Origin of the sequence: Curtobacterium sp. MCBD17_040, assembly GCF_003234805.2 — a bacterium.
Classification (GTDB): Bacteria; Actinomycetota; Actinomycetes; order Actinomycetales; family Microbacteriaceae; genus Curtobacterium.
In genome coordinates, this window is the sequence record NZ_CP126273.1 from 1,844,242 (window position 1) to 1,857,095 (window position 12,854).

Consider the following 12,854-nt stretch of genomic DNA (forward strand, 5'->3'; position numbering starts at 1 on the left):
GCGGTACGAACAGCGCGGGATCGGTGAACTCGCCGAGAAGATGGGCATGCAGATCCTCGAGCTGAGCGCCGAGCGCGCCGTCGGCACGATCCCGGTCGAGGGCAACCGTCAGCCGGTCGGGCTGCTGCACGGCGGGGCGTTCGTGGTCCTCGCCGAGAGCCTGGGTTCGATGGCGGCGACCGTCCACGCCGGCCCCGGGCGCATCGCGGTCGGCATCGAGCTGAACGCGTCACACAGCCGGAGCGCCACGACGGGCGTCGTCACGGGTACGTGCACCGCGATCCACCTCGGCCGCACCCTGTGCACGCACGAGATCGTGCTCACCGACGACGAGGGGCGACGCTGCTCGACGGTCCGCATCACCAACCTGCTCCGCGACGCCTGACCGACGCCGCGCCGCTGGCCGGTCGCGCTACTTCTTGACGCTGAGCTGCTCGATGATCGCCTTGGCGACGTCGTGCATGGTGAGCCGCCGGTCCATCGAGGCCTTCTGGATCCACCGGAAGGCCTCGGGCTCCGTCAGGCCCATCTTCTCGTTGAGGAGCCCCTTCGCGCGGTCGACGAGCTTGCGGGTCTCGAACCGCTCGACGAGGTCGGCGACCTCGGCCTCGAGCGTGATGATCTGCTGGTGCCGAGAGAGCGCGATCTCGATCGCGGGCAGCAGGTCGTTCGGCGTGAACGGCTTCACGACGTATGCGAGGGCACCGGCCTCGGTCGCACGCTCGACGAGCTCCTTCTGACTGAAGGCCGTCAGCAGCACGACCGGCGCGATGTGGTTCTTCGACAGCCGCTCGGCCGCGGAGATCCCGTCGAGCTGCGGCATCTTGACGTCCATGATCACGAGGTCGGGCCGCAGGTCCGTGGCGAGCGCGACAGCGGTCTCGCCGTCGCCGGCCTCGCCGACCACGTCGAAGCCGTTGTCCCGGAGGATCTCGACGATGTCGAGGCGGATGAGCGACTCGTCCTCCGCGACGACGACGCGACGGGGTGCGGTGGGGGTTGCTTCTGTGTCACTCACGCGGCAATCCTACTATGCGCATCCCGGCCCTCCCGGAGTCCCGGGACGGTCAGCAGGCGACGTCGTTCCGGCGACCGGTGATCCTGCCGGGCGCCGTCGGTACGAGTGGCGGGACTCGAACCCGCACGCCGTGAGGCAGAGCATTTTGAGTGCCCCGTGTCTGCCGATTCCACCACACTCGCGTCCTGCTCAGGCTAGCAGGAGGGCCGGACCGCACCAGGTGAGGCAAGCCTGTCCATGCTGGCGGTGCAGGTCCGGTGGTGGTTCCATTCCTGCATGTCGCACGCAACGGACCTCGCCCTGCCGGAGACGAGCGCCGTCGACGACGCGACGAGCGCCGGTCGACTCAACTGGCTCCGGGCGGGCCTCCTCGGTGCGAACGACGGGATCGTGTCCGTCGCGGCGATCGTCGTCGGCGTGGCGGGTGCCGGCGCGTCGACCGGAGCGATCGCCGCCGCCGGCACGGCCGGACTCGTCGGAGGCGCCATCTCGATGGCCCTCGGCGAGTACGTCTCGGTCAGCGGCCAGCGGGACGCACAGCGCACCGGACTGGCCGCACGCCAAGCGGAGCGCGCGGCAGAGGCCGAGGACGCCGGCGCGATCGCCGGTCACTACGCCGCCCTCGGCGTCGACCCCGACACCGCCGCGTCGATCGCGGCCGAGCTCGTGCGTCCCGAGGTGCGACGTCGACGCGCCGCCATCGCCCTCGCGGACGAGGAAGCCGACATGGTCAGCCCGTGGCGCGCCGCGTGGGTCTCGGCGGCGACGTTCACGGTCGGCGCCCTGTTGCCCCTGTTCGCCATCCTGATCCCGCCAGCCGGTGCTCGGGTGCCCGCGACGATCGTCGCCGTGCTCCTCGCCCTCGCCGTGACCGGCGCGACCGGGGCGACCCTCGGCGGCGCGGCCCGCGGCCGCGCGACGGTGCGGGTGGTGGTCGGCGGGGCCCTCGCACTCGCGGCGACCTACGCCGCCGGACTGCTCCTCGGCGCGCACGTCGGCGGATGATCGCGAGGTCCTCCGTCGGCTCGCTGAACACCCGCTGAGCGCGGCGCCCGCCCGATCGGTACCGTCTGCCCGGAACCCGGAACCCGGAACCCGGATCCGACCCCGAGCCCGGGATCCGACCTCGAGCCCGGGACCCGACGGAGAGGGACAGCCAACGTGGACACGCGTGCGGTCCGGACCTTCCGCGTGTTCGTGGTGACCACCGCGGTCGTCGCTATCGTGCTCGGCGGTGTCGGCATCCTGTGGCCACGCCCGACGCTCGTCGTGCTCGCACTCCTGTTCGGCGTCGATCTCGTCGTCGCCGGGGTCCTGCGGGTGGCCTCGGCGGCGATCGGCCGGGGCACGCATCGGGTCTGGCGCTGGGTGTCGATCGTCGGTGGCGTGTTCGTGGCAGCCGCCGGGCTCGTCTGCCTGCTCGACCCGGCGGCCCCGCTCGTCGTCCTGGCGACGCTCGGCGGGATCGGGTTCATCGTCGAGGGCGTCGCGGCACTCGTCGGCGCGGTCGTCGGTCACCCGGGCTCGTCGCGCGGACCGAGTGCGGTGAGCGGTGCGCTGTCGATCCTCGCCGGTGTGGCGGTCCTGGTCGCACCCGGACTCGCGTTGGCGGCGTTCGTCGTCCTCGCCGGCATCGTCCTCGTCGTCGTCGGCATCGCGGCGCTGCTGCTCGTCCCGCCCCGCGCCGCCATCCGCGGATGACGCCACGGCGCCGTGCGTCCCGCACCGGGACGTGCCGGCGGGAGGACGGCCGGGGACCGGACCACCCGGGCGGTCAGATGCCGGCGGTCCCGAACAGCAACCCGAGCAGGTAGGTCACCGCCGCCGCACCGTACCCGATCGCGAGCTGCCGCAGGGCCCGCCGTGCGGGGGACGCACCGGAGAGCACACCGACGACCGCCCCGGACACGAGCAGCGCGATGCCGACCAGCACCGCGGCGACCGCGACGGCGGACCACTCCCCGAGTCCGAACAGGTACGGGAGGACGGGGACCACGGCCCCCGACGCGAAGAACAGGAAACTCGAGATCGCGGCGCTCAGCCCGCTCCCGACCGCCTCGTGCTCCACCGTGCCGACGGCCCCCGTCTCCGACGTCTGCCGGAGTCCGGTGAGCACCTCGTGGGCGTGCTGCGCCGCCGCGGCCTCGTCCATCCCGCGCGCTCGGTAGACGAGCGCGAGTTCGTTCTGGTCGACGTCGAGGTCGACCACGGCCTGGCCGGCCTCGGGATGCGGAGCGGAGGCGTCGAGCAGCTCGCGCTGCGACCGCACGGACACGTACTCCCCCGCCCCCATGGAGAGTGCACCGGCGAGCAGCCCCGCCACGCCGCTCAACAACACGACGTGCTGGTCGGCGCCGGACGCGCCGATGCCGATGATGAGGGCCAGGTTCGACACCAGGCCGTCGTTCGCGCCGAACACCGCGGCCCGGAAGGTGCCGGACAGACGGAGTCGCCCCCGGTTCGCCAGACCGCGCACGACCTCGCCGTGGATGCGCTCGTCCGCCGCCATCGCCGCCGGGGCGTCGACGTCCGCCCCGTACGGAGACCGGTCCTCGGTGCGCTGCATCAGCGCGAGCACGAACACCGAACCGAAGCGCTTCGCGAGGCCCGCGAGGATCCGGGTCCGCAGATCGCCACGGAGGGGACGCCCCACGTCGTCGCCGAGCAGCTCGAGCCAGTGCTGCTCGTGGCGCCCCTCGGCCTCGGCGAGGGCGAGCAGGATGTCCCGCTCCTCACCGGACCGCCGCGCGGCCAGGTTCCGGTAGACCGACGCCTCGGCGCGTTCGTCGGCGAGGTACCGGCGCCAGCGCCGGAGCTCGGTCGGCGGACGTCGCGCGCGACCGTCGGTCGACGTCGAGACCACGCCCCGTGCCTCCTGTTCGGATCCGGCGGTCAGTTGCGGACGTAGGCCGGAGCAGCCTCCGCGTGGGCGTCGCCGACGCGGTGCACGCGGAGGTCGTTCGTCGACCCCGGCAGCCCGGGAGGCGAACCGGCCGTGACGACGACGCGGTCGCCGGGCTTGGCGAGGCCGTGCCCGATGAGGAGGTCGTCGACCTGCGGGAAGAGCTCGTCGGTGTGCGTCATGCGCTCGACCAGGAACGAGCGGACGCCCCACGTCAGCGCCATGCGGCGTCGCGTCGCCTCGTTCGGGGTGAAGGCGATGATCGGCAGACCGTGGCGGAGCCGGGACATGCGGCGAGCCGAGTCGCCGGACTCCGTGAAGACGCAGAGGTACGACGCCTCGGTGAACTCCGCGATCTCGACGGCGGCGAGGGTGATCGCACCGCCGAGGGTGCGGGGCTTCGTGCCGAGCGGCGCGATCCGCTCGAGGCCGTGGTCCTCGGTCGACTCGACGATGCGGGCCATGGTGCGGACCGTCTCCACCGGGTACTCGCCGACGCTCGTCTCGCCCGAGAGCATGACCGCGTCCGCGCCGTCGAGGACCGCGTTCGCGACGTCCGAGGTCTCGGCGCGCGTCGGGATGGGGCTCGAGATCATCGACTCGAGCATCTGCGTGGCGACGATGACGGGCTTCGCCATGCGGCGGGACAGCTCGACGGCGCGCTTCTGCACGATCGGCACGGCCTCGAGCGGCAGCTCGACACCGAGGTCACCGCGCGCGACCATGATCGCGTCGAAGGCGTCGATGATCTCCTCGAGCGCGTCCACGGCCTGCGGCTTCTCGACCTTCGCGATGACCGGGAGCCGCTTGCCCTCCTCGTCCATGATCTCGTGGGCGCGCTCGACGTCGGCGGCGTTGCGGACGAACGAGAGCGCGATGAGGTCGGCGCCCTGCCGGATCGCCCAGCGGAGGTCGGCCTCGTCCTTCTCGCTCAGCGCGGGGACGTTCACGGCGACGCCGGGGAGGTTGATGCCCTTGTTGTTCGACACCGTCCCGGGCACGACGACCTCGGTGCGCACGCGGACGCCGTCCGAGTCGAGCACCCGGAGGCGGACACGGCCGTCGTCGATGAGGAGCGGGTCGCCGGGCTTGACGTCCTGTGGGAGCCCCTTGAACGTCGTCCCGCACACGTCCTTCGAGCCGGGGACGTCCTCGGTGGTGATCGTGAAGACGTCGCCGGCCGCGAGCTCGTGGGGGCCGTCCGCGAACCGCGCGAGGCGGATCTTCGGGCCCTGCAGGTCGACGAGGATCGCGACGGGCTTGCCGAGGTCGTCCGCCGCACGTCGGACGTTCTCGTAGTTCGCCTCGTGCACGCTGTAGTCACCGTGGCTGAGGTTCAGCCGGGCCACGTCGACGCCCGCCTGGATGATGTCCTTGACGGTCTCGTAGTCCGAGGTCGCCGGTCCGAGCGTCGAAACGATCTTTGCGCGTCTCAATGGTGTCCTTCGTGTGGTGGATGTCGTGCTGCGGTGGCGCCCGCACGGGCGGTCCCGGCCGGACGACCGGCCACCGGCAGCCTACCGGCCGGTGCCGCTCCGTCAGACGCTGATCGCGCGGTCGGTCGCACGGACCGGGGCCGGGAGGCGAGTGGACCCCTCGAGGTAGCGGTCCACCTCGGCGGCCGCTGCGCGGCCCTCCGCGATCGCCCAGACGATGAGGGACTGCCCGCGACCGGCGTCACCGGCGACGAACACCCCGGGCTCGTTGGTCGTGTAGTCGGCACCCCGCTCGAGGGCGCCGGACGGCGCGAACGGGAGGCCCAGCTGCGGCTCGAGCGTGTCGCGTTCCGGTCCGGTGAAGCCCATCGCGATGAGCACGAGGTCCGCGGGGATCTCACGCTCGGTCCCCGACTTCGGCACACGGCGGCCGTCGAGGTACTCGGTCTCCGCGACCCGGAGGGCCCGCACCTCGCCGGCCTCGTTCGCCAGGAACTCGACGGTCGAGGCGAGGTACCGACGCTCGCCGCCCTCTTCGTGCGCGCTCGAGACCTCGAACACCGTCGGGAACATCGGCCAGGGCTGGTCCGACGGACGCTCGAGCGGCGGCTGCTTGCCGATCGCCAGGTTCGTCACACTGATGGCGCCCTGCCGGTGCGCGGTGCCGATGCAGTCCGCGCCCGTGTCACCGCCACCGATCACGACGACGTGCTTGCCCTCCGCCGTGATCTGGTTGTCGACCACCGTGCCGGCACCGGTGCGGTTCTGCTGCACGAGGTACTCCATGGCGAAGTGGACGCCGGACAGGTCCCGGCCCGGGATCGGCAGGTCACGCGGGACCGTCGCGCCCGTGGCGACCACGACGGCGTCGTACCGGCTCTTCAGGTCGGACCAGGTGATGTCCACGCCGATCTCCACGCCCGCGCGGAACCGGGTGCCCTCGGCCTGCATCTGCTGCAGACGGAGGTCGATCTGGCGCTTCTCCATCTTGAAGTCGGGGATGCCGTAGCGCAGGAGGCCGCCGATCCGGTCGTCGCGCTCGTACACCGCGACGGTGTGCCCGGCGCGCGTGAGCTGCTGCGCGGCGGCGAGTCCCGCGGGACCCGACCCGACGACCGCGACCGTCTTGCCCGTGAGTCGCTCGGGCGGGTGCGGCGTCACCCAGCCGTTCTGGAACGCCTGGTCGATGATCGAGACCTCGACCTGCTTGATCGTCACCGGTGGCTGGTTGATGCCGAGCACGCACGCGGCCTCGCACGGCGCCGGGCACAGCCGCCCGGTGAACTCCGGGAAGTTGTTCGTCGCGTGCAGGCGCTCGATCGCCTGTCGGCCCTCGCCGCGCCACATGAGGTCGTTCCACTCGGGGATGAGGTTCCCGAGGGGGCAGCCCTGGTGGCAGAACGGCACGCCGCAGTCCATGCAGCGCCCGGCCTGGCGCCGGAGCGCACCCGGTTCCTGCTGCTCGTAGACCTCTTTCCAGTCCATGAGCCGCACCGGCACGGGCCGACGGGGCGGCAGTTCGCGTTCCTGGACCTTGAGGAAGCCCTTCGGGTCAGCCACGGGTCATCACCTCCGGTGACGTGCGGGTCGATCGGGGTGGGACGGACCCCGTGGGTGGGACGGATCGGATCCGGGTGCGCTCAACCACCGGTGACCTCCAGGATGCGGTTCCAGACGACGTCGCCGTCGGGGTCGAGCCCCTCGTCGACCGCGGTCTGGCGGGTCTTGAGGACGGCAGCGTAGTCGCGCGGGAGCACCTTGACGAACGCGGTGAGGTCCGGGTCCTCGGCCAGGATCGACCGGGCCAGCCCGGAATCGGTCTCGGCCACGTGACGCTCGAGCAGATCGGTGACGATCTCGGCGTCCGCGCTGTCGAGTGACGACAGGACGAGCTCGCCGGACGCGAGGGCGTCCTGGTTGACGTCCTCCGGTCGGAGCCCGCGGACGTACGCGGTGCCGCCCGACATGCCGGCGCCGAGGTTGCGGCCGGTCGCGCCGAGGATCAGTGCGAGACCGCCGGTCATGTACTCGAGCGCGTGGTCGCCCACGCCCTCGACCACGGCCGTGGCGCCCGAGTTCCGGACGAGGAACCGCTCGCCGACGATCCCGCGGATGAACATCGACCCCTGCGTGGCGCCGTATCCGATGACGTTGCCGGCGATGACGTTCTCCTCGGCCGCGAACCCGGCACCCTCGGTGGGGCGGACGACGATCTCGCCGCCGGAGAGCCCCTTGCCGACGTAGTCGTTGCTGTCGCCGAAGAGCCGGATGCGGACGCCCGAGGGCAGGAACGCGCCGAGCGACTGCCCGGCGGATCCGCGGAGCGTCACCTCGATCGCGCCGGCCGGGAGGCCGTTCTCACCGTGTCGCACCGTCACCTCGTGCCCGAGCATGGTCCCGACCGCGCGCTCGGTGTTCCGGACCGGCAGGTCGAGCGCGACGTGGCCGCCGTGCTCGAGGACGTCGGTCGCGGCGTGGATGAGCCCGTTGTCGAAGTGGGCGTCCAGCTCGTGGTCCTGCTCGCGCAGGTTCCGGCGCGGCTCGTCGTCGGCGAACTCCGGCCCGCGCAGGACCGGGGCGAGGTCGAGCCCGGAGGCCTTCCAGTGCTCGACGGCGCGGTCGACGTCGAGGACCTCGGTGTGCCCGATCGCCTCCTCGAGGCTGCGGAACCCGAGCTCGGCGAGGTACTCGCGGACCTCCTGTGCCAGGAACTCGAAGAAGTTCACGACGAACTCCGGCTTGCCCGTGAAGCGCTTGCGGAGCTCCGGGTTCTGCGTCGCGACGCCGACCGGGCACGTGTCGAGGTGGCACACCCGCATGAGGATGCAGCCCTCGACGACGAGCGGTGCCGTCGCGAACCCGTACTCCTCGCCCCCGAGCAGTGCGGCCACCACGACGTCACGCCCGGTCTTCATCTGACCGTCGACCTGGACCACGACGCGGTCGCGCATCTTGTTGAGCATGAGCGTCTGCTGGGTCTCGGCCAGGCCGATCTCCCACGGCGTCCCCGCGTGCTTGAGCGAGTTGAGCGGGCTCGCGCCGGTGCCGCCGTCGTGGCCCGAGACGAGCACGACGTCGGCGAGTGCCTTCGTGACCCCCGCCGCGACCGCACCGATGCCCGACTGGCTCACGAGCTTGACGTGCACGCGCGCGGACGGGTTCGCTCGCTTGACGTCGAAGATGAGCTGCTTGAGGTCCTCGATCGAGTAGATGTCGTGGTGCGGCGGCGGTGAGATGAGGCCGACACCGGCGGTGGCGTGGCGGGTGCGCGCCACCCAGGGGTAGACCTTGGCCGGCGGGAGCTGGCCACCCTCGCCCGGCTTCGCACCCTGCGCCATCTTGAGCTGGATGTCCGTCGCGTGCGTCAGGTACATGCTCGTCACGCCGAAGCGCCCCGAGGCGACCTGCTTGATCGCGCTCCGGCGCTCGGGGTCGAGCAGTCGTTCGACGTCCTCCCCGCCCTCACCCGTGTTCGAGCGTCCGCCGAGCCGGTTCATGGCGATCGCGAGTGTCTCGTGGGCCTCCCGGGAGATGGAGCCGTAGCTCATCGCACCCGTGTTGAACCGCTTGACGATCGACTCGATGGGCTCGACCTCGTCGAGGGGCACCGGCGGGCGGAGTCCCTTGTGGAACGAGAAGAGTCCGCGCAGGGTCATGAGCTGCTCGGCCTGGTCGTCAACCGCGGACGAGTACTCGCGGAAGATGTCGTACCGGCGGGCGCGCGTGGCGTGCTGCAGCCGGAACACCGTCTCGGGGTTGAACAGGTGCGGCGGTCCCTCGCGGCGCCACTGGTACTCACCACCGGTGGCCAGGCGCTCGTGTGCGCTGACCGCACCGTCCTGCGGGTAGGCGCTCGCGTGCCGTTCGGCGTTCTCGCGGGCGATGACCTCGATGCCGACCCCGCCCAGGATCGACGACGTGCCGGTGAAGTACTCGTCGACGAACTCCTGGCTCAGTCCGACGGCCTCGAACGCCTGCGCCGCAGCGTAGCTCGACACCGTCGAGATGCCCATCTTCGACATGATCTTGAGCACGCCCTTGCCGAGCGCCTTGATGACGTTCTTGACGGCCTGTTCTGGCGTCATGCCGGGGAGCATCCCCGACCGGACGAGGTTCTCGCAGGTCTCCATCGCGAGGTACGGGTTGATCGCGGACGCGCCGTACCCGATGAGGGTCGCGACGTGGTGGACTTCGCGGACGTCGCCGGCCTCGACGATCAGACCGACCTTCATCCGCTGCTCGGTCCGGATGAGGTGGTGGTGCACGGCCGCGAGCATGAGCAGGCTCGGAACGGGCGCGAGGTCCACGGTGCCGTCACGGTCGGAGAGCACGATGAACTGCTTGCCGGCCTCGATCGCGGCGTCGACCTCGTCGAGCATCGCGCGGATCCGCGTCTGCATCGCCTGCTCGCCCGCGTCGACGCGGTAGAGCCCCTTGACCGTGACGGTGAGCTGCCGGCCGGACTCGGTCTCGAAGTGCTCGATCTTGGCGAGCTGGTCGTTGTCGATCACCGGGAAGTCCAGGACGATCTGCTTCGCGTGCTCCGGCGTCGCGTCGAGGAGGTTGCGCTCCGGGCCCAGCCCGAGTCCCATGCTCGTCACGACGGACTCGCGGATCGAGTCGAGCGGCGGGTTCGTCACCTGCGCGAACTGCTGGGTGAAGTAGTCGAACAGCAACCGGGGCCGCTCCGACAGCACCGCGATGGGCGTGTCCGACCCCATGGCGCCGAGGGGTTCGGCTCCCGTCTGCGCCATCGGACGCAGCAGGATCCGGACTTCCTCCTCCGTGTACCCGAAGGCACGCTGCCGTCGGGTCACGGACGCCGGGGTGTGCACGACGTGCTCGCGGTCCGGCAGGTCCTCGAGGTTGATCCGGCCCGCGGCCAGCCACGCGGCCCACGGCCCGGAGGCGGCCAGCTCACGCTTGACCTCGTCGTCCTCGATGATGCGCCCGGCCTCGGTGTCGACGAGGAACATGCGGCCCGGCCGCAGGCGCCCCTTCCGGACGACCCGCTCGGCCGGGACGTCGATGACACCCGTCTCGCTCGCGAGCACGACGAGGCCCTCGTCGGTCACGAGGAAGCGACCCGGCCGGAGGCCGTTGCGGTCCAGCGTCGCACCGACCAGCGAGCCGTCGGTGAACGTGATGGCGGCGGGGCCGTCCCACGGCTCCATGAGCATCGAGTGGTACTCGTAGAACGCCCGGAGGTCGGGGTCCATGTCCGCGCGGTTCTCCCACGCCTCGGGCACCATCATCGACACGGCGTGCGGCAGCGATCGGCCCGACAGGCTGAGGAGTTCGACGACCTCGTCGAACGACGCCGAGTCGCTCGCGGCCGGACTGACGATCGGGAGCAACGGCGCCATGTCGCCGAGGAGCTCGTTCTCGAGCTGCGACTGCCGTGCGCGCATCCAGTTGCGGTTGCCGCGCACCGTGTTGATCTCGCCGTTGTGCGCGATCATCCGGAACGGCTGCGCCAGTGGCCAGGACGGGAAGGTGTTCGTCGAGTAGCGCGAGTGCACGATCGCGAGCTTCGAGGCGAACCGTTCGTCGCTCAGGTCCGGGTAGAACGGCTCGAGCTGGAGGGTCGTGACCATGCCCTTGTAGACGATGGTCCGACTCGACAGCGACATGAAGTACACGTCCTGGTCGCGCTCGATCCGCTTGCGGAGGCGGAAGGTCTGTCGGTCGAGCGCGATGCCCGACCGCGGCGTGCCGTCCTCGTCGTGGCGCTCGCTCGCGACGAAGCACTGCTCGAACGCCGGCATGGCAGCTCTCGCGAGCGTGCCGAGCTCGTCCGGGCGCACGGGCACCTCGCGCCAACCGAGGACCCGGAGCCCCTCGTCCGCCGCGACGGCCTCGATCGCCGCCTTGACGGCGGCGCGCGCCTCCATGTTGGTCGGGAGGTACGCCGTACCCACCGCGTACCCGCCCGCGTCGGGCAGCGCGAACGGCACGACCTCGCGGAGGAAGGCGTCCGGGACCTGGCAGAGGATCCCCGCGCCGTCACCCGTGCCGGCGTCGCTGCCGATGGCACCGCGGTGTTCGAGGTGACGGAGGGCACCGAGCGCCGCGTCGACGATGTCGTGACCGGGCGTTCCGCGGAGCGTGGCGACCATGGCCAGACCGCAGGCGTCCTTCTCGTTCGCCGGGTCGTACGCGCCGACGGCGGCCGGGACCGCACTGAAACGCTGGTGGGGTGGCAGGAGCGCCATGGGAACCGTCCTCACGAGGAGATGGGGAACTGGGACGTCGAGCGGTCGACTGGACCCGGTGGTACGTCGCCGAGCGGCGAGGCGTGTGCCCGGGCACAGCCGCCCGTGACGGTGCTCCGGGCGGCGTGCGAGGTGTCGGGCCACTTGTGGTGACCCTACGACGGTCGGGTCCCGCGCGGGACCCGGACGACATCACGAGTTGCTGTGGACGTGCTGTCGTCGGACCGCGGCGCTGCCGCGGTCGGTCGGAGTTCAGCTCGGGTGTGCCCTAGCTGCGGTCGGCGGCGGTGGCGACCGGTTCCGGATCGGTGACGACGAGCGGTTCGTCGTCGGACTCCGAGTAGGTGTCGTCAGATCCTACACTGCTGGCCGCGCGCGGACCGCGACCGGGCAGGTACCCGCTGGGCTCGGTACCCGGGTGTCGCCGGGTCTGCACGACGAAGATGACGATGCCGAGCACGATCGCCGCGAGTGCGGCCCAGACGTTCGTGCGGACTCCGAAGAAGGTCTCGCTCGTGTCGACCCGGATCGACTCGAGCACGGACCGCCCCGCGCCGTACCAGATCAGGTAGAGCGCGAGGACGCGGCCCCACTGCAGGTGGAAGCGCCGGTCGATGAGCACGATGACCGCGAACCCGACGAGGTTCCAGATGATCTCGTAGAGGAACGTCGGGTGGAACAGCGTCCCGGCCGGCAGACCGACCGGGTACGCGGGGTTCGACTGCTCGATCTGGAGCCCCCAGGGCAGGTTCGTCGGCATGCCGAAGAGCTCGTGGTTGAAGTAGTTGCCGAGTCGGCCGAACGCCTGAGCGACGAGCAGCCCGGGCGCGACGGCGTCGACGAAGGTGGTGAACCGGAGCCCGACGTACCGGCAGGCCCACCAGGCACCGAGGGCGCCGGCGATCAGGGCGCCGAAGATGGCGAGCCCGCCCTCCCAGATGGCGAACGGTTCCCACCATGCGATGCCCGGCCCGAAGTAGTCCCCGACGTGGGTGAACACGTGGTAGGCGCGTCCGCCGATGATGCCGAGCGGGACCGCGCCGATCGCGATGTCGACGATGACCCACTTCTCGACGCCGCGACGCACCAGCCGACGGTCGGTGATGACGACGCAGGCGACGATCCCGAGCAGGATGCAGATGGCGTAGGCGTGGATCCGGAAGTCGAGTGGGAAGGACCACCCGAAGACCCGGTCCAGCCAGTTCGTCAGATCGAAGTACTGCCAGGCCGTGCTCGGGCTCGGGATGCTCAGGGGAAGCATGGAGGGGCGTACGCCTTTCGTC

At 71.2% G+C, this 12,854-nt stretch carries 9 protein-coding genes and 1 tRNA gene; 3 read left to right on the top strand and 7 right to left on the bottom strand.

Features of this window, described 5'->3' with window-relative positions:
- Nucleotides 1–40: 40 nt before the first annotated feature.
- Nucleotides 41–385, top strand: a complete 345-nt coding sequence (locus DEI94_RS08710; RefSeq protein WP_111009352.1) for a PaaI family thioesterase — start codon at nucleotides 41–43, stop codon at nucleotides 383–385.
- Nucleotides 386–412: 27 nt separating this feature from the next.
- Here the strand turns inward: DEI94_RS08710 and DEI94_RS08715 are convergent, their stop codons facing one another.
- On the bottom strand, nucleotides 413–1,018 hold the full coding sequence (locus DEI94_RS08715) for an ANTAR domain-containing response regulator (RefSeq protein WP_111009132.1): 606 nt from the start codon (nucleotides 1,016–1,018) through the stop codon (nucleotides 413–415).
- Between the two features lie 100 nt (nucleotides 1,019–1,118).
- Nucleotides 1,119–1,200: transfer RNA gene (locus DEI94_RS08720), tRNA-Leu, on the bottom strand.
- A gap of 94 nt (nucleotides 1,201–1,294) precedes the next feature.
- Here DEI94_RS08720 and DEI94_RS08725 point away from each other — a divergent pair.
- On the top strand, nucleotides 1,295–2,023 hold the full coding sequence (locus DEI94_RS08725; RefSeq protein ID WP_111013390.1) for a VIT1/CCC1 transporter family protein: 729 nt from the start codon (nucleotides 1,295–1,297) through the stop codon (nucleotides 2,021–2,023).
- A 156-nt stretch (nucleotides 2,024–2,179) separates the two neighbouring features.
- Complete coding sequence (locus DEI94_RS08730; protein ID WP_181441708.1) at nucleotides 2,180–2,719, top strand: HdeD family acid-resistance protein; 540 nt, start codon at nucleotides 2,180–2,182, stop codon at nucleotides 2,717–2,719.
- 73 nt (nucleotides 2,720–2,792) lie between these two features.
- Here DEI94_RS08730 and DEI94_RS08735 read toward each other — a convergent pair whose 3' ends face one another.
- From DEI94_RS08735 to lgt, 5 genes are all read right to left on the bottom strand, one after another.
- Nucleotides 2,793–3,881, bottom strand: a complete 1,089-nt coding sequence (locus tag DEI94_RS08735; protein WP_111025635.1) for a VIT1/CCC1 transporter family protein — start codon at nucleotides 3,879–3,881, stop codon at nucleotides 2,793–2,795.
- Nucleotides 3,882–3,910: 29 nt separating this feature from the next.
- A complete protein-coding gene (pyk, locus tag DEI94_RS08740; RefSeq protein ID WP_111025636.1) occupies nucleotides 3,911–5,356 on the bottom strand; it encodes a pyruvate kinase in 1,446 nt (481 codons plus the stop codon).
- A gap of 102 nt (nucleotides 5,357–5,458) precedes the next feature.
- On the bottom strand, nucleotides 5,459–6,916 hold the full coding sequence (locus DEI94_RS08745) for a glutamate synthase subunit beta (protein ID WP_111025637.1): 1,458 nt from the start codon (nucleotides 6,914–6,916) through the stop codon (nucleotides 5,459–5,461).
- 80 nt (nucleotides 6,917–6,996) lie between these two features.
- Nucleotides 6,997–11,571 carry a glutamate synthase large subunit gene (gltB, locus tag DEI94_RS08750; RefSeq protein ID WP_111025638.1) on the bottom strand — a complete coding sequence of 1,525 codons (4,575 nt, stop codon included), beginning with the start codon at nucleotides 11,569–11,571 and terminating at the stop codon, nucleotides 6,997–6,999.
- Between the two features lie 268 nt (nucleotides 11,572–11,839).
- Entirely contained in the window at nucleotides 11,840–12,832 is a 993-nt protein-coding gene (gene lgt, locus DEI94_RS08755; protein WP_111009138.1) for a prolipoprotein diacylglyceryl transferase, read from the bottom strand.
- Nucleotides 12,833–12,854: the final 22 nt, after the last annotated feature.